35 protein-coding genes are annotated in these 24,376 nt (G+C 66.6%); 34 read left to right on the top strand and 1 reads right to left on the bottom strand.

Annotation, left to right across the window (positions count from 1 at the left end; genetic code table 11):
• The 34 genes from EHF32_RS10110 (at position 1) to rplQ (ending at position 22,243) form a co-directional block, all read left to right on the top strand.
• Positions 1–1,212 (top strand): hypothetical protein, encoded by a 1,212-nt coding sequence (locus tag EHF32_RS10110; protein WP_137418056.1) that lies wholly within the window; start codon positions 1–3, stop codon positions 1,210–1,212.
• A 101-nt stretch (positions 1,213–1,313) separates the two neighbouring features.
• The gene (locus EHF32_RS10105) at positions 1,314–3,191 is read left to right on the top strand and encodes a DUF4012 domain-containing protein (protein WP_137418055.1); all 1,878 of its coding nucleotides are present in this window, start codon (positions 1,314–1,316) and stop codon (positions 3,189–3,191) included.
• Positions 3,192–3,391: 200 nt separating this feature from the next.
• The gene (locus EHF32_RS10100; RefSeq protein WP_238343680.1) at positions 3,392–4,774 is read left to right on the top strand and encodes a sugar transferase; all 1,383 of its coding nucleotides are present in this window, start codon (positions 3,392–3,394) and stop codon (positions 4,772–4,774) included.
• Positions 4,775–4,962: 188 nt separating this feature from the next.
• Positions 4,963–5,523, top strand: a complete 561-nt coding sequence (locus EHF32_RS10095) for an LPXTG cell wall anchor domain-containing protein (protein ID WP_137418053.1) — start codon at positions 4,963–4,965, stop codon at positions 5,521–5,523.
• A gap of 413 nt (positions 5,524–5,936) precedes the next feature.
• A complete protein-coding gene (gene rpsJ / locus EHF32_RS10090) occupies positions 5,937–6,245 on the top strand; it encodes a 30S ribosomal protein S10 (RefSeq protein WP_045246810.1) in 309 nt (102 codons plus the stop codon).
• An 8-nt stretch (positions 6,246–6,253) separates the two neighbouring features.
• Positions 6,254–6,913: a 50S ribosomal protein L3 gene (gene rplC / locus EHF32_RS10085; protein ID WP_137418052.1), complete on the top strand. Its 660-nt coding sequence runs from the start codon at positions 6,254–6,256 to the stop codon at positions 6,911–6,913.
• A 4-nt stretch (positions 6,914–6,917) separates the two neighbouring features.
• The gene (rplD, locus tag EHF32_RS10080) at positions 6,918–7,577 is read left to right on the top strand and encodes a 50S ribosomal protein L4 (RefSeq protein ID WP_137418051.1); all 660 of its coding nucleotides are present in this window, start codon (positions 6,918–6,920) and stop codon (positions 7,575–7,577) included.
• Positions 7,574–7,873: a 50S ribosomal protein L23 gene (gene rplW, locus EHF32_RS10075; RefSeq protein WP_137418050.1), complete on the top strand. Its 300-nt coding sequence runs from the start codon at positions 7,574–7,576 to the stop codon at positions 7,871–7,873. The genes rplD and rplW overlap by 4 nt, the downstream gene beginning before the upstream one ends.
• Positions 7,874–7,897: 24 nt before the next feature.
• Positions 7,898–8,737: a 50S ribosomal protein L2 gene (rplB, locus tag EHF32_RS10070; protein WP_137418049.1), complete on the top strand. Its 840-nt coding sequence runs from the start codon at positions 7,898–7,900 to the stop codon at positions 8,735–8,737.
• Between the two features lie 11 nt (positions 8,738–8,748).
• On the top strand, positions 8,749–9,030 hold the full coding sequence (gene rpsS, locus EHF32_RS10065) for a 30S ribosomal protein S19 (RefSeq protein WP_053546372.1): 282 nt from the start codon (positions 8,749–8,751) through the stop codon (positions 9,028–9,030).
• Between the two features lie 23 nt (positions 9,031–9,053).
• Positions 9,054–9,449: a 50S ribosomal protein L22 gene (rplV, locus tag EHF32_RS10060; protein WP_137418048.1), complete on the top strand. Its 396-nt coding sequence runs from the start codon at positions 9,054–9,056 to the stop codon at positions 9,447–9,449.
• Positions 9,449–10,207, top strand: a complete 759-nt coding sequence (rpsC, locus tag EHF32_RS10055; RefSeq protein ID WP_137418047.1) for a 30S ribosomal protein S3 — start codon at positions 9,449–9,451, stop codon at positions 10,205–10,207. The genes rplV and rpsC overlap by 1 nt, the downstream gene beginning before the upstream one ends.
• Positions 10,207–10,626, top strand: coding sequence for a 50S ribosomal protein L16 (gene rplP / locus EHF32_RS10050; protein WP_137418046.1), 420 nt, complete (start codon positions 10,207–10,209; stop codon positions 10,624–10,626). The genes rpsC and rplP overlap by 1 nt, the downstream gene beginning before the upstream one ends.
• Positions 10,626–10,937, top strand: coding sequence for a 50S ribosomal protein L29 (gene rpmC, locus EHF32_RS16180; RefSeq protein WP_137418045.1), 312 nt, complete (start codon positions 10,626–10,628; stop codon positions 10,935–10,937). The genes rplP and rpmC overlap by 1 nt, the downstream gene beginning before the upstream one ends.
• The gene (gene rpsQ, locus EHF32_RS16175) at positions 10,937–11,269 is read left to right on the top strand and encodes a 30S ribosomal protein S17 (RefSeq protein WP_137418044.1); all 333 of its coding nucleotides are present in this window, start codon (positions 10,937–10,939) and stop codon (positions 11,267–11,269) included. Before rpmC ends, rpsQ begins: the two co-directional genes overlap by 1 nt.
• A gap of 34 nt (positions 11,270–11,303) precedes the next feature.
• The gene (rplN, locus tag EHF32_RS10035) at positions 11,304–11,672 is read left to right on the top strand and encodes a 50S ribosomal protein L14 (RefSeq protein WP_045246799.1); all 369 of its coding nucleotides are present in this window, start codon (positions 11,304–11,306) and stop codon (positions 11,670–11,672) included.
• A 5-nt stretch (positions 11,673–11,677) separates the two neighbouring features.
• A complete protein-coding gene (gene rplX, locus EHF32_RS10030) occupies positions 11,678–12,037 on the top strand; it encodes a 50S ribosomal protein L24 (protein WP_137418043.1) in 360 nt (119 codons plus the stop codon).
• Positions 12,037–12,627 (top strand): 50S ribosomal protein L5, encoded by a 591-nt coding sequence (gene rplE, locus EHF32_RS10025; RefSeq protein WP_137418042.1) that lies wholly within the window; start codon positions 12,037–12,039, stop codon positions 12,625–12,627. Before rplX ends, rplE begins: the two co-directional genes overlap by 1 nt.
• Positions 12,628–12,715: 88 nt before the next feature.
• Complete coding sequence (rpsH, locus tag EHF32_RS10020; protein WP_137418041.1) at positions 12,716–13,114, top strand: 30S ribosomal protein S8; 399 nt, start codon at positions 12,716–12,718, stop codon at positions 13,112–13,114.
• A gap of 6 nt (positions 13,115–13,120) precedes the next feature.
• Positions 13,121–13,657 carry a 50S ribosomal protein L6 gene (gene rplF / locus EHF32_RS10015; protein ID WP_137418040.1) on the top strand — a complete coding sequence of 179 codons (537 nt, stop codon included), beginning with the start codon at positions 13,121–13,123 and terminating at the stop codon, positions 13,655–13,657.
• A gap of 2 nt (positions 13,658–13,659) precedes the next feature.
• Positions 13,660–14,019 carry a 50S ribosomal protein L18 gene (gene rplR / locus EHF32_RS10010; protein ID WP_137418039.1) on the top strand — a complete coding sequence of 120 codons (360 nt, stop codon included), beginning with the start codon at positions 13,660–13,662 and terminating at the stop codon, positions 14,017–14,019.
• A complete protein-coding gene (gene rpsE / locus EHF32_RS10005; protein ID WP_137418038.1) occupies positions 14,016–14,708 on the top strand; it encodes a 30S ribosomal protein S5 in 693 nt (230 codons plus the stop codon). Before rplR ends, rpsE begins: the two co-directional genes overlap by 4 nt.
• Complete coding sequence (rpmD, locus tag EHF32_RS10000; RefSeq protein ID WP_137418037.1) at positions 14,708–14,893, top strand: 50S ribosomal protein L30; 186 nt, start codon at positions 14,708–14,710, stop codon at positions 14,891–14,893. The genes rpsE and rpmD overlap by 1 nt, the downstream gene beginning before the upstream one ends.
• Entirely contained in the window at positions 14,893–15,453 is a 561-nt protein-coding gene (gene rplO, locus EHF32_RS09995; RefSeq protein ID WP_137418036.1) for a 50S ribosomal protein L15, read from the top strand. Before rpmD ends, rplO begins: the two co-directional genes overlap by 1 nt.
• A gap of 137 nt (positions 15,454–15,590) precedes the next feature.
• Complete coding sequence (gene secY, locus EHF32_RS09990) at positions 15,591–16,916, top strand: preprotein translocase subunit SecY (protein WP_137418035.1); 1,326 nt, start codon at positions 15,591–15,593, stop codon at positions 16,914–16,916.
• Positions 16,913–17,503, top strand: a complete 591-nt coding sequence (locus EHF32_RS09985; RefSeq protein WP_137418034.1) for an adenylate kinase — start codon at positions 16,913–16,915, stop codon at positions 17,501–17,503. The genes secY and EHF32_RS09985 overlap by 4 nt, the downstream gene beginning before the upstream one ends.
• 48 nt (positions 17,504–17,551) lie before the next feature.
• A complete protein-coding gene (gene map, locus EHF32_RS09980; RefSeq protein WP_238343849.1) occupies positions 17,552–18,334 on the top strand; it encodes a type I methionyl aminopeptidase in 783 nt (260 codons plus the stop codon).
• 11 nt (positions 18,335–18,345) lie between these two features.
• On the top strand, positions 18,346–19,017 hold the full coding sequence (locus tag EHF32_RS09975; RefSeq protein ID WP_137418032.1) for a DsbA family protein: 672 nt from the start codon (positions 18,346–18,348) through the stop codon (positions 19,015–19,017).
• A gap of 167 nt (positions 19,018–19,184) precedes the next feature.
• Positions 19,185–19,406, top strand: coding sequence for a translation initiation factor IF-1 (infA, locus tag EHF32_RS09970; protein ID WP_017201569.1), 222 nt, complete (start codon positions 19,185–19,187; stop codon positions 19,404–19,406).
• A gap of 58 nt (positions 19,407–19,464) precedes the next feature.
• A complete protein-coding gene (gene rpmJ, locus EHF32_RS09965) occupies positions 19,465–19,581 on the top strand; it encodes a 50S ribosomal protein L36 (protein WP_005050492.1) in 117 nt (38 codons plus the stop codon).
• A gap of 153 nt (positions 19,582–19,734) precedes the next feature.
• Positions 19,735–20,109, top strand: coding sequence for a 30S ribosomal protein S13 (gene rpsM / locus EHF32_RS09960; RefSeq protein ID WP_137418031.1), 375 nt, complete (start codon positions 19,735–19,737; stop codon positions 20,107–20,109).
• Positions 20,110–20,142: 33 nt separating this feature from the next.
• Complete coding sequence (rpsK, locus tag EHF32_RS09955; RefSeq protein ID WP_039395885.1) at positions 20,143–20,541, top strand: 30S ribosomal protein S11; 399 nt, start codon at positions 20,143–20,145, stop codon at positions 20,539–20,541.
• Positions 20,542–20,666: 125 nt separating this feature from the next.
• Positions 20,667–21,656: a DNA-directed RNA polymerase subunit alpha gene (locus EHF32_RS09950; RefSeq protein WP_137418030.1), complete on the top strand. Its 990-nt coding sequence runs from the start codon at positions 20,667–20,669 to the stop codon at positions 21,654–21,656.
• Positions 21,657–21,691: 35 nt separating this feature from the next.
• Positions 21,692–22,243, top strand: coding sequence for a 50S ribosomal protein L17 (gene rplQ / locus EHF32_RS09945; RefSeq protein ID WP_137418029.1), 552 nt, complete (start codon positions 21,692–21,694; stop codon positions 22,241–22,243).
• A gap of 120 nt (positions 22,244–22,363) precedes the next feature.
• Here rplQ and EHF32_RS09940 read toward each other — a convergent pair whose 3' ends face one another.
• Positions 22,364–24,298 (bottom strand): acyltransferase family protein, encoded by a 1,935-nt coding sequence (locus EHF32_RS09940; protein WP_238343679.1) that lies wholly within the window; start codon positions 24,296–24,298, stop codon positions 22,364–22,366.
• Positions 24,299–24,376 lie beyond the last annotated feature (78 nt).

Here is a 24,376-nt window from a genome sequence, read left to right as displayed (position 1 = left end):
GTGAGACGGTTTCTCGGCAAACTCGTGTCGTTCGGATCGAGCACCGTGATCAATTTGACGGTGAACATCCTCTCGATTCCGGCGCTCGTGCACGTCGTCGGCCCCGCTGATTGGGCGGGAATCGTCGTTGCGCAATCGATCGCGGGTATCGCTGGCGTGATCGTCGGTTTTGGGTGGAACCTGACCGGCCCATCGATGATCGCCGCGGCGGCGCCGGAGCTGCGCCGAGGGCAGCTTCAGAACTCCGTGCGGATCCGCGGTTTGCTGTTCCTTGTCATTGCTCCGATTGCGGTCGCAGTTGCTGTGTTGTTGACCGGGTTGAACCCGCTCGCGGCCGCGTTGGTCACGCTCGGCTACCTCCTGCAGCCGCTCGGGGCAGTCTGGTACTTCGTCGGACAGTCGCAGCCATTGCGCGTATTGGGACTCGACACACTACCCCGTGCAGCGGGGGTCGTCGTGGGTGTAGTCGCCGCGGCATTGACGTCTTCGGTCATTGCCTATGCTTTGGTCGTTCTCGCCCTCGGATTGTGCGGACTAGTCGCGAGCTACGCCGTTGCACTCCACGGCGCGCCCCGCCCCGCGCCGTTTACTTGGGCTGCTGCTGCCGCCGAAATGAGATCGCAGCGCTACGCGGTTGTGACGGCCGGCACGGCGAATCTCTATGGCGGTACGCCCCCCATCCTGGCGGGGTGGTTTGTGCCCGACGCGGTGGAACCCCTTGCGCTCGCATATCGTCTATACACCGCGATCATGAACGCGCTGCTGCCTTTCCTGCAGGTCTTCCAGGGATGGATCCCGGCAGCGGGTCCGACGCTACAACGTCGACGGCTGACGATCGCCGTCTGGGCTGCGGGGAGTATCGGTGCGGTTGTCGGCACGACCGCAGCAGCAGCGATCCCCTTCGCCGGCTGGGTTCTGTCGGGCGGTGCGATCGAGGTTGGGGCGGATCTCGCCGTGCCGGTCGGCGTCGCGGTCGGCGCTGTCGTCGTCACGCAGATCGTCGGACTCGCGTGCCTGACGTTGATCGGGCGGGCGCGCACCGTCGCGCAAGGAGCAGTGCTCGGAGCGACGGTCGGGCTGTCCGCCATGGTGGTCCTGTCGGCCATGGCAGGGGGCGGGGGGCTACTGTGGGGGCTCGCGTTCGCCGAACTGCTCGTTGCGGCGTACCAGGTCATCGGCTTTATTCGCTGGTTGAGGGCAACGCGCTCGTGAGCCTCACGATATTCGCGATAATCGTGGCCTACGGTGAAGGGTGCGCCCGGTCGAACTGGTTATGCCCGCTCGAACTGGCGTCTAGGGCTGAGGAGCGATGAGTGTCGAATAGCGGAGTCCGGCCCGGAGTGACCCCGGTGTCACGGCGCGCGCTAAGAGAGGCGGCGGTCACCTCGAAAGAGCCGCCGCGTCGATCGCGTCGTTGGCCGTGGATCGTCGGTGGGCTGCTCTCGCTCGTAGTGGCGCTCGCCGTGGGCGGTGGCGTGTTCGTGACCCAAGCTCTCGTAGTACGCGACGACCTCCTCGCCGCTAAGGGGCAGCTCAGTGCCGCCCTCGACCAGGTCCGAGCGGGCAACTCAGCGAGCGCTAACGCGACTGTCGCCCGCGTGACCGAACTCTCGTCGCGGGCCGAAGCCACCGTCAATAGCCCGTTGTGGGCCGCGATGTCGACGATTCCACTGGTCGGACAGAACGTTGCGGCAGTGCGGGATGCCACCGAAGCGACCCACATCCTCGTCAACGACGCGCTGCCGGCGGGGCTGGAGCTTGTCGATTCCATGGACGTCCACAATCTGACCGTCGAGGGCGGCGGATTCAATCTCGCACCGTTCGCGCAGGCGCAGAGTGTGTTGCCCGAGATCAGCAATGCGTTCTCGCGTGCTCAAAGCGCTGTGAGTGGAGTGGATCGTTCTCAGCTACTCCCCGTTGTGGATAAAGCAGTTGGTCAGCTCGTCGACGTGATCGATAAGGCAGCGCCGTCAGTGGCGCTGCTTGAGGAGTATCTTCCGAATCTGCTTCAGATGGCAGGTTCCGAGGGGCCCCGACACTATTTGGTGCTCTTCCAGAACAACGCGGAATCTCGTGCGACGGGCGGCAACGCGGCGACGAGTTTCCTCCTGACCGTCGACAACGGCAAGATCTCGATGGGCAACCAGGCAAGCGCGGCCACGTACGACGAGCACGGCACTTCAGGACGCAGCTACGTGGAACTGCCCGAGGAGACGACGGCGCTGTACGAGAACGACTTCACCACGTTCGCGCAGAACTACAATCGAACGCCCAACTTCCCCACGACGGCGGAGATGTTCCGCGCTCTCTGGCAGAAGACGATGGGCGAGGACATCGACGGCGTCATCTCGATCGATCCCGTCGTGCTCTCCTACATGCTCCAAGCAACGGGACCCGTGGACATCATCGACGGGCAGCAGCTGACGTCCGAGAACGCGGTCAAGGTCCTTCTGAGCGATGCCTACGAGCGATTCGGCATGGACGGTGCGGCAGCCGACACGTACTTCGCCGCGGTGGCCGGCGGCGTGTTCGGCGCCGTCGTCTCCGGATCGTGGGATCCGCTGTCGATGTTCGATCAGATCTCGCGGGGCGTCGCCGAACAGCGCGTCTTCCTCTGGTTCCCGCGTGAGAAGGAGGAGGCGCTGGCGACCACTCTGGGCGTCTCTGGAGCATTGGCCACAGACAACTCCCACGGCACCGAGATCGGGATGTTCGTCAACGACGCCGGTTACGACAAGCTCAGCTACTACATGAGCACCGGGATCGCCGTCACATGCGACGCTGCTGCGGGAACTATGACGACGACGACGACGGTGCACAACAACGTCCCCTCGGCGAATCTCTCGGGATGGACTCTCAGCTGGCGTAACCCAGGTCTCGGCATTCCGCGCACGAGCATGCTGCTCGACCTTCTGTTCATCGCTCCGCCTGGATCCACAATCGTCGGCAGCGACCCGGCGACCAGCGACCTCGATGGGTGGGATCGATCGGGCGTCGACAGCGGCCGCGCGGGAGAGAGTCGCACGCTCGTGGTGCCGATGGGCGAATCGCGCACGATCAAGTTCACGAGCACGATTCCCGAGGATGCGCAGGGGCCGATCAGCATCCGACGCTCCGCGGGTGTGGGGGATACGCCGATCTCCATCGACGCATCCTGCGACGCACTGGCCGCGACCCGACCGGGGCAGTGAGCAGCGCCCCATTACAGCAACGACCGTCATATGAATAGACTGTTGACAAAGCGTGTGCGGGGGTGTGCGCGCCGAGTTGAGGGGGCCATGTGACGGTGGAAGCTCATTCCGCGCAGAGCGGAAGTGCGGCGATGTCGTTTCCCGTCGAGCGAACCGGCTCCGTCCGTTCACTGAAATGGCCTCGCCGCTACGCAGGCAGGTTGCTGTTCAGCGACTTCGCCGTCGTGGTGGCGACTCTGAGCACCTACGCGCTCTGGCTTCCCGAGGCGGCTGACAACCTCGACTGGCCCGGAGGCCCGACTGTTCCCTATTGGGTGGTCGTCGTGGTCGTCGGGGTCATCTGGCTCGTCACCCTCGATGCCGTCGACTCCCGCGATCGGCACATCGTCGGGCACGGCTTCACGGAGTACCAGCGGATCATCCGTGCATCCCTCTTCGCATTCGGGCTCATCCTCGCGGCCTGCTTCTTCCTCCGCATCGACCTGGCGCGTTCGCTCTTCCTGTTCGCGCTGCCCGTGGGGGCGGCGCTGCTGATTCTCTCGCGCTGGGTGTGGCGCCAGTGGCTGCGACGCCAGCAGCGTCACACTCGATACGTTCACCGCGCCGTGGTCATCGGATCTCCGGCCAAGGTCGCGCACGTCGTCCGCATGATCCACACGACCGAAGGCACCGGGATCGCCATTGTCGGTGCGTTGACGGACGCGGGTCTCGGCCCGCGTATCGGACCCGTCCCGGTTCTGGGGACCTTCGACGACACGGAAGCCGTGGTGGACTCTGTTCGTGCCGACACCGTCATCGCTGCGGGGTCGGATGACCTGGACCCCAAGACGATGCGACGGCTGGGGTGGGCCATGGCGGAGCGCGACGTCGACTGGGTGGTCGCTCCGGCTCTGACCGACGTCGCAGGTCCCCGTATCCACGCGCGTCCTGTCGCGGGGCTGCCCCTCGTGCATGTCTCCTTCCCGAAACTGGACGGCGCCAAGCGCTTCCTCAAGCGGGCATTCGACATCGTCGGTTCGGGACTGCTCATCGTGGCCGCGTCACCCCTCATGCTCGTCGTGGCGATCGCCGTGAAGGCAGAGAGCCGCGGACCACTCATCTACCGCCAGGAGCGCATCGGCCGGTTGGGGCAGCCCTTCGGAATGATCAAGTTCCGCTCCATGGTCGCGAACGCGGACGACCAGCTCGCCTCGCTGCTCGATCTGCAGGGGACGACGGATGAGCCGCTGTTCAAGGTGGTCAACGATCCGCGGATCACCCGCGTCGGGCGCTTCATCCGCAAGCACTCCATCGACGAACTGCCCCAACTGTTCAACGTCTTCGCGGGCGACATGAGCCTCGTGGGTCCGCGCCCCCAGCGTCACGCCGAGGTGGCGCTCTACGACGAGGCTGCGCACCGTCGACTTCTGGTGAAGCCCGGTATGAGCGGGCTGTGGCAGGTGAGCGGCCGCTCATCGCTCTCGTGGGAGGACGCGATCCGCCTCGACCTGTACTACGTCGAGAACTGGTCGTTCACCCAAGACGTCATCATCCTGTTCCGCACCGTGCGGGCGGTGCTCGCCCCGGGCAAGACCGCCCACTGATCCTGTGGATCGGTGAGGTTACGGAGACGTAAAGAAAAGACCTTTACCATGGTCCCGACTTGTGAGTGCGCTGGGAGAAGAGCTAGCGTGGCCTGCGGGGGTAGGCTGGGCGATTCGTCCCTCAGTCCAACTCCCGGACCATCCTGGTACCCATTGAGGCCGCGCCTCACACCCCCACGGAGTTGAAAATGAAGAGCCTTCGCACCAAGATCGCAGCGGTCATCCTGACCGCTGCCGCCCTCGTTGCCGCTCCCGCGGCAGCGCAGGCCTATGTCCCCACACCCGGCGAGCCCGAGGCGGCTGTCTCCGGTGCCCCGACCCCCGGCGGCACGGTGACGCTCGTCGCCACCGCCTTCGACGGCAACACGCCGATCAGCTTCGTCGTCACCGGAGAGAACGGCGCCGGCATCACTCAGGCCTCGGTCAAGCTGGCCGTCAGCTCGTCGCCGACGTTCAGCACGACGACGAATGCAGCGGGCAACGCGTCATTCAACGTCAAGCTGCCCTCGAACGCAACCGGCACGTACGACGTGGCGGTCACCGGTCAGAAGAACGGCGTCACGGTGACCGAGACGACCAGCTTCGCGGTGGGCACCGGAAGCGGCGGCACCGGCTCCGGCACGGGTCTTCCCGCGACCGGTGTCGACAGCGGTTCGCTGATGGGCGTCTGGATCGGCGGCGGTGTGCTGCTGCTCGGTGGCCTCGCGGTCACCGTGTTTGCGGTGCGTCGTCAGCGCCAGGGCGCCTGACACACCACGCTCAACGACAGAACCCCCGGGCTGAAGCCCGGGGGTTCTGTCGTTCTCCTCGACACGCCGCTCCGACACGCCCGAGTTTGCGACACGCCCGGGCGACACGTAGACTAGTCAGGTTCCACATTCCGGGTGCTTTGCTGCCCGGATCACTGCCAGGGCAGTGCATAGATCAGCGCCTCGAGCGCGGGGTCTAGGCCGCGGGCAGCAGAACGACATCTCCCACACTTCTTCCCGGAAACGGGCGTGCACTGCGCGTGGAGTGCGGGGCCGGCGTCGGAAGACGTCGGTTTGACACGAGAACAGTGGTGCAGCATCACCGCGAAAGCGGGAGAAGTGCCCGGCGCGCAAGCGTCACCGTGCGTCCGATGCCCTCAGAGGTATGACGCGAGAAAGAGAGTGAGCAGACTATGGCGGGACAGAAGATCCGCATTCGCCTGAAGTCGTACGATCACGCGGGGCTCGACAGCTCGGCGCGCAAGATCGTCGACACCGTGACCCGAGCCGGCGCCACCGTCGTCGGCCCCGTGCCGCTGCCGACCGAGAAGAACGTCGTGGTCGTCATCCGGTCGCCCCACAAGTACAAGGACAGCCGCGAGCACTTCGAGATGCGCACCCACAAGCGCCTCATCGACATCATCGACCCGACGCCCAAGGCCGTCGACTCGCTGATGCGTCTCGACCTTCCGGCCGACGTCAACATCGAGATCAAGCTCTGAGGTTCGACATGGCTGACATCAACTCCAAGATCTCCCAGGGCCTCCTGGGCACCAAGCTCGGCATGACCCAGGTCTGGAACGAGCAGGGCAAGCTCGTCCCCGTCACGGTCATCCAGATCACGCCGAACGTGGTCACGCAGATCCGCACCCCCGAGAAGGACGGCTACAACGCCGTTCAGATCGCTGCGGGTCAGATCGACCCCCGCAAGGTCACCAAGCCCCTCGAGGGCCACTTCGAGGCTGCCGGCGTCACGCCGCGCCGCCACGTCACCGAGATCCGCACCGCGAACGCCGCTGACTACTCACTCGGTCAGGAGCTCACGGTCGACGGTGTCTTCGAAGCGGGCAAGCTGGTCGACGTCGTCGGCACCAGCAAGGGCAAGGGCACCGCGGGTGTCATGAAGCGCCACAACTTCAAGGGCGTCTCCGCCTCGCACGGTGCGCACCGCAACCACCGCAAGCCCGGTTCCATCGGTGCCTCGTCGACGCCCAGCCGCGTCTTCAAGGGCATGCGCATGGCCGGCCGCATGGGTGGCGAGCGCGTGACCGTCCTCAACCTCACGGTGCACGCCGTCGACGCCGAGAAGGGTCTGCTGCTCGTCAAGGGCGCTGTGCCCGGCGCTCGTGGCCGCATCGTCTACGTCCGCAACGCAGTGAAGGGTGCCTGAGAACATGGCTGACTCGACTCTCGCGCTCGACGTCGTGAAGGCAGACGGCAAGAAGGCCGGCTCCGTGGAGCTGCCCGCCGCCCTGTTCGACGTCAAGACGAACATCCCCCTCATCCACCAGGTCGTCGTCGCGCAGCTCGCGGCGGCTCGCCAGGGCACGCACTCGACCAAGCGTCGTGGCGAGGTCTCCGGTGCCGGCCGCAAGCCCTTCAAGCAGAAGGGCACGGGTAACGCCCGTCAGGGCTCGATCCGTGCGCCGCACATGACCGGCGGTGGCATCGTCCACGGTCCGAAGCCGCGCAACTACTCGCAGCGCACGCCCAAGAAGATGATCGCGGCCGCCCTTCTGGGCGCGCTGAGCGACCGTGCTCGCGGCGAGCGTCTGCACATCGTCGACTCGTTCGGCGTCGAGGGTGCTCCCTCGACGAAGGCCGCTGCCGCGGTGCTGAGCGCGCTGACCCCCGCGAAGAACGTCCTCGTCGTCATCGAGCGTGACGACGAGCTGAGCCTGCTGAGCGTGCGCAACCTCGCGTACGTCCACGTGCTCGCCTTCGACCAGCTGAACGCCTACGACGTGCTCGTCTCCGACGACATCGTCTTCACCAAGGCCGCCTACGACGCGTTCGTCGCGTCGCGGACCGCCACCGAGGAGGTCTCGGCATGACCGCCGTCAACAAGGACCCGCGCGACATCATCCTGAAGCCGGTCGTCTCCGAGAAGAGCTACGGGCTGATCGACGAGGGCAAGTACACGTTCTACGTGGACACCCGCGCCAACAAGACCGAGATCAAGCTCGCCATCGAGAAGATCTTCGGTGTCAAGGTCGCTTCGGTCAACACGATCAACCGCGTCGGCAAGGCCCGCCGCACCCGCTTCGGCATCGGCAAGCGCAAGGACACCAAGCGAGCCATCGTCACCCTGAAGTCGGGCACCATCGACATCTTCACGGCAGTCGGCTGACGGTCGGGATAGAGGACACAGATTATGGCTATTCGCAAGTACAAGCCGACGACCCCCGGTCGTCGCGGCTCGTCGGTGGCGGACTTCGCCGAGATCACGCGATCGACGCCCGAGAAGTCCCTGCTGCGCCCGCTGAGCAAGACCGGTGGACGTAACAACCAGGGCCGCATCACGACGCGTCACATCGGTGGTGGCCACAAGCGCCAGTACCGCGTGATCGATTTCCGTCGCAACGACAAGGACGGAATCAACGCGAAGGTCGCTCACATCGAGTACGACCCCAACCGCACCGCGCGCATCGCGCTGCTGCACTACGTGGACGGCGAGAAGCGTTACATCCTCGCGCCCAACAAGCTGCAGCAGGGCGACATCGTGGAGTCGGGCGCCGGCGCTGACATCAAGCCCGGCAACAACCTGCCGCTGCGCAACATCCCCACCGGTACCGTCATCCACGCCATCGAGCTCCGCCCCGGCGGCGGCGCGAAGATGGCCCGCTCCGCCGGCGCCAGCGTGCGTCTGGTCGCGAAGGACGGTCCCTACGCGCAGCTTCGTCTGCCCTCCGGCGAGATCCGCAACGTCGACGCGCGCTGCCGCGCGACGATCGGCGAGGTCGGCAACGCCGAGCAGTCGAACATCAACTGGGGCAAGGCCGGCCGCAAGCGCTGGAAGGGCGTCCGCCCGACCGTCCGCGGTGTCGCGATGAACCCGGTCGACCACCCGCACGGTGGTGGCGAGGGCAAGACCAGCGGTGGACGCCACCCGGTCACGCCGTGGGGTAAGGCCGAGGGCCGCACCCGCCACGCCAACAAGGAAAGCGACAAGTACATCGTCCGCCGTCGCACCGCCGGCAAGAAGCGCAAGTAGGAGTCAAGAAGATGCCACGCAGTCTGAAGAAGGGCCCCTTCGTCGACGAGCACCTGCTTCGCAAGGTTGTCTCGCAGAACGAGGCGGGTTCCAAGAACGTCATCAAGACCTGGTCGCGCCGATCCATGATCGTGCCCGCGATGCTCGGTCACACGATCGCAGTCCACGACGGTCGCAAGCACATCCCCGTGTTCGTGAGCGAGACCATGGTCGGCCACAAGCTGGGCGAGTTCGCGCCCACCCGCACCTTCCGCGGCCACGTGAAGGACGACAAGAAGGGCCGTCGCCGCTGACGCGGTGACGCAGAGGAGAAGAAATGGTGGAGTCCATCGCACGCGTGCGACACATCCGCGTGACCCCTCAGAAGGCTCGTCGTGTCGTCGCTCTCATCAAGGGCAAGCAGGCTGAAGAAGCTCTCGCGATCTTGAAGTTCGCGCAGCAGAGCGCCAGCGAGCCCATCTACAAGCTGGTCGCCTCGGCGATCGCGAACGCCCGTGTGAAGGCGGATGCGGCAGGCGAGTTCTTCGACGAGCAGGATCTGTTCGTCAAGAACGCGTTCGTCGACGAGGGCACGACGCTCAAGCGTTTCCAGCCCCGCGCCCAGGGCCGAGCGTTCCAGATCAAGAAGCGCACCAGCCACATCACCGTCGTCCTGGCGACGCCCGAGGTGGCAGAGACCGCCCCGGCCCAGAGCAAGAAGGCGAGCAAGTAATGGGACAGAAAGTCAACCCGTACGGCTTCCGCCTCGGCATCACCACCGACCACGTGTCGCGGTGGTTCTCGGACTCGACGAAGCCCGGACAGCGCTACGCCGACTACGTGGCCGAGGACATCAAGATCCGTAAGCTCCTGCTGTCGAGCCTCGACCGTGCAGGCGTGAGCAACATCGAGATCGAGCGCACCCGTGACCGCGTGCGCGTCGACATCCACACCGCGCGTCCCGGCATCGTGATCGGCCGTCGTGGTGCGGAGGCCGAGCGCATCCGCGGCGACCTCGAGAAGCTCACCGGCAAGCAGATCCAGCTGAACATCCTCGAGGTCAAGAACCCCGAGGCCGACGCTCAGCTCGTCGCGCAGGGCATCGCCGAGCAGCTCTCCGCACGTGTGGCCTTCCGCCGCGCGATGCGCAAGGGCCTGCAGGGCGCTCAGCGCGCCGGCGCCAAGGGCATCCGCATCCAGGTCTCCGGCCGCCTCGGCGGCGCCGAGATGAGCCGTTCGGAGTTCTACCGCGAAGGCCGTGTGCCCCTGCACACCCTGCGTGCGAACATCGACTACGGCTTCTACGAGGCCAAGACCACCTTCGGCCGCATCGGCGTGAAGGTCTGGATCTACAAGGGCGACCTCACCAACAAGGAACTCGCTCGCGAGCAGGCCAACGCACCGAAGTCCCGCGGTCGCGACGACCGTGGTGGCGACCGCCGTCGTGGCCCCCGCAACGAGGCCCCCGTCGCAGAAGGAGCGTCTGCCTGATGCTTATTCCCCGCAAGGTCAAGTACCGCAAGCAGCACCACCCCAAGCGTGACGGCCAGGCCACCGGCGGCACCCAGGTGTCGTTCGGCGAGTTCGGTATCCAGGCGCTGACCCCCGCTTACGTGACCAACCGTCAGATCGAGTCCGCTCGTATCGCCATGACGCGTCACATCAAGCGTGGTGGAAAGGTGTGGATCAACATCTACCCCGACCGTCCGCTGACCAAGAAGCCCGCCGAAACCCGCATGGGTTCGGGTAAGGGCTCGCCCGAGTGGTGGGTCGCGAACGTCAAGCCGGGCCGCGTCCTGTTCGAGGTCGCGGGCGTCAACGAGCAGCTCGCTCGCGAGGCGCTGACCCGTGCCATCCACAAGCTGCCGCTGAAGGCACGCATCATCAAGCGCGAGGAGGGCGACGCGTAATGGCGATCGGCACCAAGCAGCTCGCCCCGAGCGAGCTCGACACGTTCGAAGACCAGCGCCTCGTCGAGGAGCTGCGCAAGGCCAAGGAAGAGCTGTTCAACCTGCGCTTCCAGTCGGCCACCGGCCAGCTCGAGAGCCACGGCCGCATCCGTGCGGTCAAGCGCGACATCGCGCGGCTCTACACCGTGATCCGCGAGCGCGAGCTGGGCATCCGTGCCACGCCCGTCGCCGCTGAGCCGGCGAAGGCGAAGAAGACGAAGGCGAAGAAGACCGAGGACACCTCGGCCGCCGCCGAAGGAGAGGCTGAGTGATGGCCACCACGAAGAAGGCTGCAGAGGTCGAGCAGACCGCTGGGCACGAGAGCTCGGAGCACGACGTCCGTGACGCCGGCGCCCGTGGCTACCGCAAGGCACGCCGCGGCTACGTCGTCAGCGACAAGATGGACAAGACCATCGTCGTCGAGGTCGAGGACCGTGTGAAGCACCCGCTCTACGGCAAGGTCATCCGCCGCACCTCCAAGGTCAAGGCGCACGACGAGGGCAACACCGCCGGCATCGGCGACCTGGTGCTCATCAACGAGACCCGCCCGCTCAGCGCCACCAAGCGCTGGCGCCTGGTCGAGATCCTCGAGAAGGCCAAGTAAGCCTCGGGCTTACTTGGAACCCAAGGAGTAACAAGTGATTCAGAACGAATCCCGCCTCAAGGTCGCCGACAACACCGGCGCCAAGGAGCTGCTCACGATCCGTGTGCTCGGCGGCTCCAACCGGCGCTACGCCGGCCTGGGCGACGTCATCGTCGCCACGGTCAAGGACGCGATCCCCGGCGGCAACGTCAAGAAGGGCGACGTGGTCAAGGCCGTCGTCGTCCGCACCGTCAAGCAGACCCGTCGTCCCGACGGTTCCTACATCAAGTTCGACGAGAACGCCGCCGTCATCCTGAAGAACGACGGGGAGCCCCGCGGCACCCGTATCTTCGGCCCGGTCGGTCGTGAGCTTCGTGACAAGAAGTTCATGAAGATCGTCTCGCTCGCTCCGGAGGTGATCTGACCCTCATGGCCAAGATCAAGGCAGGTGACCTGGTTCAGGTCATCACTGGTAAGAAGCAGGACAAGGGCGGCGACCGCGGCAAGCAGGGCAAGGTCCGCAAGGTCCTGACCGAGCAGAACCGCGTCATCGTCGAGGGCGTCAACTACGTCACCAAGCACACGCGGGTCGGCCAGACCCAGCGCGGCACCAAGACCGGTGGCATCGAGACGACCGAAGCCCCCATCCACATCTCCAACGTCGCACTCGTCGACCCCTCGACCAAGAAGCCGACCCGTGTCGGCCGTCGTGTCGAGGAGCAGGTCAAGGACGGCGTCAAGCGCACCGTCCGCGTGCGCTACGCGAAGAAGTCAGGTAAGGACCTCTGATGAGCACCGCCACTGCCGCGGAGGCTGGCAAGACCCAGCCCCGCCTGAAGCAGAAGTACAACGCCGAGATCAAGAAGGCGATGCAGGACGAGTTCGGTTACGCGAACGTCATGCAGATCCCCGGTCTGGTCAAGGTCGTCGTGAACACCGGTGTCGGCGAGGCAGCTCGCGACAGCAAGGTGATCGATGGCGCGGTCGACGACCTCACCAAGATCACCGGCCAGAAGCCGGTCGTCACCAAGGCCCGCAAGTCGATCGCGCAGTTCAAGCTGCGTGAGGGACAGGCCATCGGTGCGCACGTCACCCTGCGCGGCGACCGCGCCTGGGAGTTCATCGACCGTCTCGTGAACCTCGCGCTGCCCCGCATCCGCGACTTCCGTGGTCTGAACGAGCGCCAGTTCGACGGCCACGGCAACTACACGTTCGGTCTGCAGGAGCAGTCGGTCTTCCACGAGATCGACCAGGACAAGATCGATCGCGTCCGCGGTTTCGACATCACGATCGTCACCACGGCGAACACGGACGACGAGGGCCGCGCTCTGCTGCGTCACCTCGGCTTCCCGTTCCGCCAGGCGGACGCTCAGGCGTAACACCCCCGTGCCGGCATCCGTCGGCATCCACCACAGGTCGGCCGTCGTGTAACGGCGGTCGAAACCTGGTGAACGAAGGAAAACCATCATGACGATGACAGACCCGGTCGCAGATCTGCTGACCCGTCTGCGCAACGCGAACTCGGCGCACCACGACTCCGTGTCGCTGCCGAGCTCCAAGCTCAAGACCCACATCGCCGAGATCCTCCAGCAGGAGGGCTACATCTCCGGCTGGGAGGTCACCGATGCGCGTGTCGGCCAGACGCTGACGCTCACGCTGAAGTACGGCCCGAACCGCGAGCGGTCGATCGCCGGCATCAAGCGCGTGTCGAAGCCCGGCCTCCGCGTGTACGCGAAGTCGACCGAGATCCCCAAGGTCCTCGGCGGCCTCGGCGTCGCGATCCTGTCCACCTCCTCTGGCCTCCTCACGGACCGTCAGGCCGAGTCGAAGGGCGTGGGTGGGGAAGTCCTCGCCTACGTGTGGTGACCTGATATGTCGCGTATCGGACGTCTTCCCATCGACATCCCCGCCGGCGTCACCGTTTCGGTGTCCGGCCAGGATGTCTCCGTCAAGGGCCCCAAGGGTGAGCTCACGCTCACCGCTGCCCACCCGATCGAGGTCAAGGTGGAGGAGAACCAGGTTCTCGTCACCCGCCCCGACGACGAGCGCGAGTCGCGGTCGCTTCACGGCCTGACCCGCACGCTCATCAACAACAACATCATCGGCGTCACCCAGGGCTACACCAAGGGCCTCGAGGTCGTCGGTACGGGTTACCGCGTCGCGCAGAAGGGCTCGTCCGTCGAGTTCGCGCTGGGCTTCTCGCACCCCGTCCTGGTCGACCCGCCTGCGGGCATCACGTTCACGGTCGAGGGCAACAACAAGCTCACCGTGAGCGGGATCGACAAGCAGGCCGTCGGTGAGGCCGCTGCCAACATCCGCAAGATCCGCAAGCCCGAGCCGTACAAGGGCAAGGGTGTGCGCTACGCCGGCGAGGTCGTCCGGCGCAAGGCCGGAAAGGCTGGTAAGTAACCATGGCCGTGACTTCCAAGTCCGAGGCCCGCGCTCGTCGCCACTCGCGTCTTCGCAAGAAGATCGTCGGCACCGCCGAGCGCCCCCGCCTCGTCGTGACCCGTTCGGCCCGCCACGTCTTCGTGCAGGTCGTCGACGACAGCAAGGGCCACACCGTGGCCAGTGCGTCCACCCTCGAGACCGATCTGCGTGGCTTCGACGGCGACAAGACCTCGAAGGCCCGCAAGGTCGGCGAGCTCGTCGCCGAGCGCGCGAAGGCTGCCGGCGTGGCTGACGTCGTCTTCGACCGTGGCGGCAACCGCTACGCCGGTCGTGTCGCCGCGATCGCCGAGGGCGCCCGCGAAGGAGGGCTGAACCTGTGAGCGATGCAACGAACACCAACCAGGAGACCGAAGTGACCGATGCCACTCAGGCGGCGGCGACGGAGACGGCGCCCGCCGAGCGTGAGCGGGAGCCGCGTCGCGGTGGCCGTGAGCGCAACGCCAACCAGCGTGACCGCGGGTCGCGCGACCGCTCGGAGAGCCAGTTCCTCGAGCGCGTCGTGACCATCAACCGCGTGTCGAAGGTCGTCAAGGGTGGCCGTCGCTTCAGCTTCACCGCTCTCGTTGTCGTCGGTGACGGCAACGGTGTGGTGGGTGTCGGCTACGGCAAGGCCCGTGAGGTCCCGCTGGCGATCTCGAAGGGTGTCGAGGAAGCCAAGCGCAACTTCTTCCGCGTTCCCCGCTCGGGATCGACCATCCCCCACCCGGTTCAGGGTGAGGCCGCTGCGGGCGTCGTCCTGCTGCGTCCCGCCGCTGCCGGTACCGGTGTCATCGCCGGTGGCCCCGTGCGCGCCGTGCTCGAGTGCGCCGGTATCCACGACGTCCTCTCGAAGTCCCTCGGCTCGTCGAACACGATCAACATCGTGCACGCGACCGTCGAGGCCCTGAAGCAGCTCGAGGAGCCGCGTCAGGTGGCTGCCCGTCGTGGCCTCGACTTCGACCAGGTCGCTCCGGCCCGTCTGGTTCGCGCCGAGGCTGAGGCCGCGGCCGCATCGAAGGTAGGTGCCTGATGGCTCAGCGTCTGAAGGTCACGCAGGTCAAGTCCAAGGTGAGCGAGAAGCAGAACCAGCGTGACACGCTGCGCAGCCTCGGCCTCAAGCGGATCGGCGACTCGGTCGTCCGCCCCGACGACGCGCAGACGCGCGGTTACGTCAAGGCCGTCGCTCACCTCGTGAAGGTTGAGGAGATCGACTAATGGCTGAGAACGAGAACGTCGAGCAGGCGGCTGAGAAGGCCGCTGCCAAGACGACCCGTAAGCCCGCCGCCAAGAAGGCCGCTGCGCCCAAGGCGGAGAAGAAGGACGTCGCCGTGGCGCGTCCGGGCGTGCTGAAGGTGCACCACCTTCGTCCCGTCCCCGGGGCCAACACCGCCAAGACCCGCGTCGGTCGTGGTGAGGGCTCCAAGGGTAAGACCGCCGGCCGTGGCACCAAGGGCCAGAAGGCCCGCTACCAGGTCAAGGCCGGTTTCGAGGGTGGGCAGATGCCGCTGCACATGCGCACCCCGAAGCTGCGCGGGTTCAAGAACCCGTTCCGCGTCGAGTACCAGGTCGTGAACCTGGACAAGCTCGCGGAGCTGTACCCGTCCGGTGGCGACGTGACCGTCGTCGATCTGGTCGCCAAGGGTGCGGTTCGCAAGAACGAGAAGGTCAAGGTGCTCGGCACCGGCGAGATCTCGGTGAAGCTGAACGTCGAGGTCGACAAGGTCTCCGGCTCCGCTGAGCAGAAGATCGTCGCCGCGGGCGGCACCGTCAAGTAAGCCGCGTGCAGGGGCCGGAGGATCTCTCCGGCCCCTGTCGCATACCCGGAGGATGCGGCCGCTCGTCACGCGCGGGGTGGGATACCCTGGTGATCTGTGCGCCTCCTGCGCCGGGAACCCTTTCTGGAGGAATCCACGTGTTCAGCGCCATCGCGCGCGTGTTCCGCACGCCTGACCTGCGTCGGAAGATCGCTTTCACCCTGGGCATCATCGTGCTGTACCGTCTCGGTGCACATGTGCCGTCGCCGTTCGTCGACTTCCCGAACGTTCAGTCGTGTCTCGCCGACACGTCGAACACGCAGGGCGTGCTCTCGCTCGTCAACCTCTTCTCGGGCGGTGCGCTTCTTCAGCTGTCGATCTTCGCGCTGGGTGTCATGCCCTACATCACCGCGACGATCATCGTCCAGCTGCTGCGCGTGGTCATCCCGCACTTCGAGACCCTCTACAAGGAGGGGCAGTCGGGCCAGGCGCGTCTGACGCAGTACACGCGTTACCTGACGATCGCCCTCGCCCTGCTGCAGTCCACGACCCTCGTGACCGTCGCGCGCAGCGGCCAGCTCTTCGGCAACACCGGTGTCGCCTCCTGCGAGCAGCTGCTGACCAACGACGCATGGTGGGCCCAGCTGCTCATGATCATCACGATGACCGCCGGTACCGGCCTCATCATGTGGTTCGCCGAGCTCGTCACTGAGCGCGGCATCGGCAACGGCATGTCGCTGCTCATCTTCACCTCGATCGCTGCGACCTTCCCGGCCGCGATGTGGTCGATCTGGCAGGCCCGCGGTTTCGAGGTCTTCCTGCTCGTCCTCGCAGTCGGTGTCGTGATCGTGGCCCTCGTCGTGTTCGTCGAGCAGTCCCAACGCCGAATCCCGGTGCAGTACGCGAAGCGGATGGTGGGCCGCCGCACCTACGGCGGGACGAACACGTACATCCCGATCAAGGTCAACATGGCGGGCGTGGTGCCGGTCATCTTCGCCTCGTCGTTGCTGTACATCCCCGCGCTGATCTCGCAGTTCAACCAGACTCCGGATGCCGACGGCGCACTGCCGGGCTGGGTCGTGTGGATCCAGAACTACCTGACGCGTGGCGACCACCCGCTGTACTGGCTGCTGTACTTCCTGCTGATCGTCGGGTTCACCTACTTCTACGTCGCGATCACGTTCAACCCGGTCGACGTCGCCGACAACATGAAGAAGTACGGCGGATTCATCCCCGGCATCCGTGCCGGCCGTCCCACGGCGGAGTACCTCGACTACGTGCTCACCCGCATCACGCTGCCGGGCTCGATCTACCTGGGTCTGGTGGCTCTGATCCCGCTGATCGCCCTGGCGACAGTGGGTGCGAACCAGAACTTCCCGTTCGGCGGCACCTCGATCCTCATCATGGTGGGTGTCGGACTCGAGACCGTGAAGCAGATCGACGCGCAGCTGCAGCAGCGCCACTACGAAGGGCTCCTGCGATGACCGCGCGCCTGCTGATCGTGGGGCCCCAGGGCTCCGGCAAGGGCACGCAGGGCGTGCGGATCGCCGAGGCGTTCGGCGTTCCGGCGGTGTCGACGGGCGACGTGTTCCGCGCGAACATCTCCGAGGGCACCGCTCTCGGCCAGCAGGTGCAGGCGATCATCGCGGCGGGGAACCTCGTCCCCGACGAGCTCACCAGCGCCGTGGTGCGCGACCGGCTCGCCCAGGACGACGCGGCTCCCGGCTTCCTCCTCGACGGCTACCCCCGCAACCTCGGCCAGGTGGGCGACCTCGACGCCTTCCTGGAGGAGCGAGGCGAGAGCCTCGACGCCGTGATCGAACTGAACGTGCCGCGCGACGAGAGCATCGCCCGTCTGACCAAGCGTGCCGCGGAGCAGGGTCGTACGGACGACACGGCCGAGGTCATCGCGCACCGGCTGAGCATCTACGAGAACGAGACGGCGCCGATCCTCGACGTGTACCGCGAGCGCGGCCTCGTCGTCGCGATCGACGGCATCGGCTCCCTCGACGTGATCACCGAGCGCATCCTCACGGCTCTGATCGCACGCGGGCTGACGCCGGCATCCTGAGCCGTGTTGCGACGCTCCATCTACAAGACCCCGGCGCAACTGCGTCAGATGGTCGAGCCGGGGCTGATCACTGCTGCCGCTCTGCAGGCGGTGCGGGAGATGATCGCCCCCGGCGTGACGACGGCTGACGTGGATGCGGCGGCTGCCGCCGTGATCACCGGCCGCGGTGCGGAGTCGAACTTCCAGCTCGTGCGCGGCTACCGTCACACGACGTGCGTGTCCGTCAACGAGCAGGTCGTCCATGGGATCCCCGGCGACCGGGTGCTCGCGGCCGGCGACATCGTCTCGATCGACGCGGGAGCGCAGTTCCGCGGCTGGAACGGCGACTCGGCCATCACGATCGTCCTGCCCGATCCCGAGCGGCCCGAGCTCGTCGCAGCGCGGCAGGAGCTGTCACGGGTCACGGAGGGCTCCATGTGGGCCGGGATCGCCGCGATGGCGACCGGACGCCACATCGGTGAGATCGGCGCCGCCGTCGAGGATCACATTACCGCCGCGGGGGAGTACGGCATCCTGCGTGACTACGTCGGCCACGGAATCGGCCGCAAGATGCACGAGGCGCCCTCGGTGTTCAACTACCGCGTGCCGGATCCGGGCCCTCGCATCCAGCCCGGCCTCGTGCTGGCCATCGAGCCGATGGTGGTCGCAGGTTCCGAGGCGACGTTCGTCGAAGACGACGAGTGGACCGTCTCCACGGTCGACGGTTCAGCCGGCTCCCACTGGGAACATAGCGTCGCCGTCCATGATGGAGGCATCTGGGTTCTCACGGCCCCCGACGGCGGAGCCGCGGGGTTGGCTCCGTATGGTGTGAAGCCGGTCGAAATCGAGTAGGAAAGAGCGTCATGGCAGCGGCAAAGGGCAAGACAAACTGGTTCGCGATCTGGATCAGCGTCGTCGCTGTCGTCGCAATCGTGGTCGTCGGCGGTCTCGTCGTCGTCTTCAACAACGTGGCTGCGGACCCGGGCAAGGCGCCCGAGGCCTCCAACATCGACTCCTCCACGGGCGCGATCTCGTTCGGCACGGGAGAGCACACCGTCGACACCTACATCGACTTCATGTGCCCGTACTGCAACCAGTTCGAGCAGACGGAGGGCGAGACGATCCAGGGCCTCGTCTCGTCGGGCGACATCACCCTGAACGTGTATCCCGTCGCGATCCTGGACCGCCTCTCGCAGGGCACCGAGTACTCCAGCCGCGCCGCCAGTGCCATGTACGCCGTCGCCGCCGCCGACCCCGACAATGCCTACGCCTTCCTGCAGGCGCTGTACGCGAACCAGCCCGCCGAGAACTCGACCGGCCTGACCGACGAGCAGCTGGTGGATCTTGCGCGGGGAGCGGGTGTGAATGTCACCTCCGACCTCGAGAACGCGATCACCTCGAACGCGTACATCAAGTTCGCGAAGTCCCGGTCGCTGCCGGACGGTGCCACGGGAACGCCGACGCTGCGCGTCAACGGTGATCTGGTGCAGATCACGTACAACCCGCAGACGGACATCCTCAGCCGGATCTCCTGAGCGGGCGGGAGCGAACGCGCCACGCGTCGAGTGGCGCGATGCGGCTCTATCACCTATAGTTGATCTTTGGTGCTTTGCGCCTTCGTTGGCGTGTCGCCGTCGAGGCGTTTCCGGCACCGAATCCCATCCACCGCAGATCGACCGGTCTGCACGAGGGTAGCGAGGCTATGGCTAAAAAAGACGGTGTCATCGAGATCGAAGGCGTGATCTCCGAGGCTCTGCCCAACGCGATGTTCCGCGTCGAGCTGAGCAACGGGCACAAGGTGCTCGCCACGATCTCCGGCAAGATGCGGCAGAACTACATCCGCATCATCCCCGAGGACCGCGTCGTCGTGGAGCTCTCGCCCTACGACCTCACGCGCGGCCGCATCGTCTATCGCTACCGCTGATCCGGTCGAGAAGTAACGGCTCCGCTCCGGAGCACGAAGACAGCGAACAGGAAGCATCATGAAGGTCAACCCCAGCGTCAAGCCGATCTGCGATCACTGCAAGGTGATCCGTCGTCACGGACGCGTCATGGTCATCTGCAAGTCCAACCCGCGCCACAAGCAGCGCCAGGGCTGACGAGCAGTCGGCGGATGCGGCTGGCGGCCGCATCCGCTCCCACAACTGAACAACGAACAACAGGCAGGATCAGAACCCGCAAGGGGGACACCTCGGGCGGAGGCCCGGGCACCGATCCTGCTCCACACCTCCACTCACTCCTAGGAGAGCCGCATGGCACGTCTTGCCGGCGTCGACATCCCGCGCGACAAGCGCGTGGTGATCGCACTCACGTACATCTACGGCATCGGCCGTACCCGCTCCGTTGAGATCCTGAAGGCGACTTCGATCGACGAGAGCATCCGCGTCAAGGATCTGACCGACGACCAGCTCGTCGCGCTCCGCGACTACATCGAAGGCACCTACAAGGTCGAAGGTGATCTTCGTCGTGAGGTCGCCGCCGACATCCGCCGCAAGGTCGAGATCGGCTCCTACGAGGGCCTGCGTCACCGCCGCGGCCTGCCCGTGCGCGGTCAGCGCACGAAGACCAACGCCCGCACGCGCAAGGGTCCCAAGCGCACCGTCGCCGGCAAGAAGAAGGCGCGCTAAGGCGCGGCCCCCAGGGTTTAGGAGAACACGCACATGGCACAGGCCAAGTCCGCGGCGCGCAAGCCCCGCCGCAAGGAGAAGAAGAACATCGCCGTGGGTCACGCCCACATCAAGTCGACGTTCAACAACACGATCGTTTCGATCACCGACCCGTCCGGCGCTGTCATCAGCTGGGCGTCCTCCGGTGGCGTGGGCTTCAAGGGCTCGCGCAAGTCGACCCCGTACGCGGCCGGCATGGCCGCCGAGTCGGCCGCCCGTCAGGCCGCCGAGCACGGTGTCAAGAAGGTCGACGTCTTCGTGAAGGGTCCGGGTTCGGGCCGCGAGACCGCGATCCGCTCGCTGACCGCTGCCGGCCTCGAGGTGGGGTCGATCCAGGACGTCACGCCGCAGGCGCACAACGGCTGCCGCCCGCCCAAGCGTCGCCGCGTCTGACGTCTCACAGCTTCTGGATGCCGGGGCGCGCCGCCTGACGGTGCGCCCCGGCATCCGCGAGAAAAACTCAACACCTCATCCACGCAAGTGTCATATAGCGGGCACTTAGCCGAAAGGAACACATCGTGCTCATCGCACAGCGTCCCACTCTGACCGAGGAGAAGATCGGGGAGTTCCGCAGCCGCTTCGTCATCGAGCCGCTCGAGCCCGGCTTCGGTTACACCATCGGCAACGCGCTGCGTCGCAGCCTCCTCTCGTCCATCCCCGGTGCTGCTGTCACCAGCATCCGCATCGACGGCGTGCTGCACGAGTTCAGCACCATCCCCGGTGTGAAGGAGGATGTCACCGAGATCATCCTGAACATCAAGCAGCTGGTCGTCTCGAGCGAGCGCGACGAGCCCATCACGGCCTACCTGCGCAAGACGGGTGCGGGCGAAGTGACCGCCGCCGACATCTCGGCTCCGGCCGGCGTCGAGGTGCACAACCCCGAGCTGGTCATCGCGACCCTCAACGACACCGCTCGTTTCGAGCTCGAGCTCACGATCGAGCGCGGCCGCGGCTACGTGTCGGCCACGCAGAACCGCAACGAGTACGCCGAGGCGGGTCAGATCCCGATCGACTCGATCTACTCGCCGGTGCTCAAGGTCAGCTACCGCGTCGAGGCCACCCGTGCCGGTGAGCGCACCGACTTCGACAAGCTCGTGCTGGACGTCGAGACCAAGCCCTCGATCGCCCCGCGCGACGCCGTCGCGTCGGCCGGTCGCACCCTGACCGAGCTGTTCGGCCTCGCCCGCGAGCTGAACGTCGAGGCCGAGGGCATCGAGATCGGACCCGCGCCGGTCGAGACCGTCCTCTCCAACGAGCTGTCGATGCCCATCGAGGACCTCGATCTCTCGGTGCGCTCGTACAACTGCCTCAAGCGCGAGGGCATCAACACGGTGTCCGAGCTGGTCGCCCTCTCGGAGACGCAGCTCATGAACATCCGCAACTTCGGTCAGAAGTCGGTCGACGAGGTGCGCGACAAGCTCGTCTCGCTCGGTCTGTCGCTGAAGGACTCGGTGCCCGGTTTCGACGGCGCCCACTTCTACGGCGGATACGAAGAAGACAACGCCTGATCCGGCTCACCCGCGAAATCCTGGAGTAACTGAGAATGCCCAAGCCCACGAAGGGACCCCGCCTCGGAGGCGGCCCCGCACACGAGCGTCTTCTGCTGGCGAACCTTGCTGCGGCACTGTTCACGCACAAGTCGATCACGACGACCGAGACCAAGGCCAAGCGCCTGCGTCCGCTCGCCGAGCGTCTCATCACGTTCGGAAAGCGCGGCGACCTGCACGCGCGCCGTCGCGTGCTCTCGGTCATCGGTGACAAGGAAGTCGTGCACGTCCTGTTCACCGAGATCGCGCCCCTGGTCGCCGAGCGTGAGGGCGGCTACACCCGCATCACGAAGATCGGCAACCGCAAGGGCGACAACGCTCCCATGGCCGTGATCGAGCTCGTGCTCGAGCCCGTCACCAAGAAGAAGGCGGCCCCCGCCAAGAAGGCCGCCAAGGTCGAGAAGGCTCCCGTCGAGGAAGCCCCCGCCGAGGAGACGGTTGTCGAAGAGGCTCCGGCCGAGGAGACTGTCGTCGAGGAGGCCCCCGAGGCGTCCGAGGCCACCGCTGACGAGGCCCCGGCCGAGTCGGAGGAGAAGAAGTCCGAGTAATCGGACCCGCCGGGACCCGTCCCGGCCCCTTTGCACCGCGAACCCCGCGTGATCTTCGGATCCCGCGGGGTTCGCGCCGTTTACGGCGAGGTGTCTGCGGGAGGGGGTGTGACCGCCCGCTCAGCCCGCGGCGGGCGAGCCGGGCGCCTGGAACAGCTGGGACCGGCGCAGCTCCTGCTCGAAGGCACGTTGAGCCGCGAACGCGGAGAACCGTGCCTTCGCCCGCTGCGCGTCGGCGAGGGCGGCGACCACGACGTCGGCGTAGATCCTGCCGCCCGCATCCCCCGGGTGCACCTCGTCGCCGGCGAGCAGGTCGGCACGCGGTGCGATCGCCGACTGCCAGTCCGCGATCTGGACTCCGCGATGCGTGCGGGCGAACGCTGCGAGCTCGGCATTGACGCCGGGAATCCAGGATCTGGGTGCGGACGCGGTGACGAGCACGAGCTGACGATCGGGGCCGATGGCCTCGATCACCTGATCGAGGGTTCGCTGCGAGATCGAGCCGTTGGTGCCCAGACCCAGGACGACGAACTCGCGCAGTCGGCCCGAGTCGGCGAGGGATCGCAGGATGTCGGGAGCCGCGGACATCTGACGCGAGACGACGGCGTCCACATCCGCCCCGGGAAGCGCGGCGAGCAGGCTGGGGGCCGAGGCGAGCATCACGGAATCGCCGACGGCGGTGACCTCGTCGCCCGTGACGATGTCGTCGTCGGGGTCCCCTCCCGCGTCCGTCGGCGTGGGTTGATCCTGCAGCGCGTCCATGCCGGCGGTGACCACGGCCTCACCGCTGGAGACAGCCGGAGCCGAGGCGACAGCGGTGGCGGTGCCGGCTATGAGCAGCAGGCAGGTCGCCGTGACCCCGACGGCCCTCGCTCGACGGCGCGCGCTCGACGCGAACGCTCGTCGGAGGTCGGAGAGGACCTGACGGACTCCGCGGCGGCGCACCGGCATCTCGAGGAACCGATACGACAGTGCCGACAGAGCGACCGTCACGGCCAGTGCGGCGGCGCCGATCGTCGCGGGGAACGGGCGATCGATGCTCGTGCCCTGCCAGGCGGCGACCAGCAGCACCAACACGGGCCAATGCCAGAGATACAGGCCGTACGAGCGTTCGCCGACCCACCGCAGGGGTGCCGCATCCAGCGCCCGGCCCAGAAGCGACTCGGGCCACGCCCCCGCCACGACCACGATCGCGGTGAGTCCGCTCGCCGCGACAAGTGCGCCGGGGAAGGTCACGCTGCTCTGGCTCTGTCCGATCGTCGCCAGCAGGACGAGGCTCGCGAGAGCGGCGGCGCCGATCGCGGACACGCCGCCGCGAACGCCCGGCCGTCGCATCCAGCCGCGCTCGACGCGCAGGGCCGCGCGCCACGTGAACGCGGCGGCGACGCCGAGAAGGAGGCCGAAGGCGTGTGAATCGGTCCCGAAGTAGGCGCGGGTGACGCGCGCGCCCAGAGTGAGCGGATCGGCGGCGCCGGACGCGACGATGACCGCCATCCAGACCGCTGATGCGGCCGCCACGATCAGTGCAGCGGCCACGCGCATCCAGGCGCGGGGAAGCAGCAGGAGAGCGAGCAGCAGAGGCGGCCAGACGAGGTAGAACTGCTCCTCGACGGCGAGGGACCAGAGGTTCCGGAAGAGTTCACCGCCCCCGGAGCCGAAGTAGTCCGCGCCGTCCACGACAGCGGTCCAGTTGTAGCCGAACACGAGCGCGCCGAGGAGCTGTCGGCCCAGCCCCACGAGCACGTCGCCCCCGATCAGCCACGCCGAGCTCGCACACACCGTCAGGACGAGCAGCAGGGCCGGCAGCAGCCGTCGCGCCCGACGGCGCCAGAAGGCTCCGAGCGCGACGCGACCGGTCTCATCGTGCTCGCGCAGCAGCAGCGAGGTGATGAGGAATCCGCTGATCACGAAGAAGACGTCGACGCCGACGAACCCGCCACGCATCCACCAGCCGGGGAACAGGTGATAGACCACGACGAGCGCGACAGCGACCGCGCGGAGGCCGTCGAGACCCGCGTAGCGGGCGCGCGGGAGAAGAGGGGTGTCAGCGATCATGGGGGAGAGGATCCGGGGTGGGAAACCCGGCCATTCTACGATCCGCGCATGGGCGCCTCCGTCGAGTGCACCCGTAGG

The sequence above is a fragment of the Microbacterium sp. RG1 genome, assembly GCF_005347485.1.
Classification (GTDB): Bacteria; Actinomycetota; Actinomycetes; order Actinomycetales; family Microbacteriaceae; genus Microbacterium; species Microbacterium binotii_A.
This window is presented reverse-complemented; position numbering and strand designations above follow the sequence as displayed.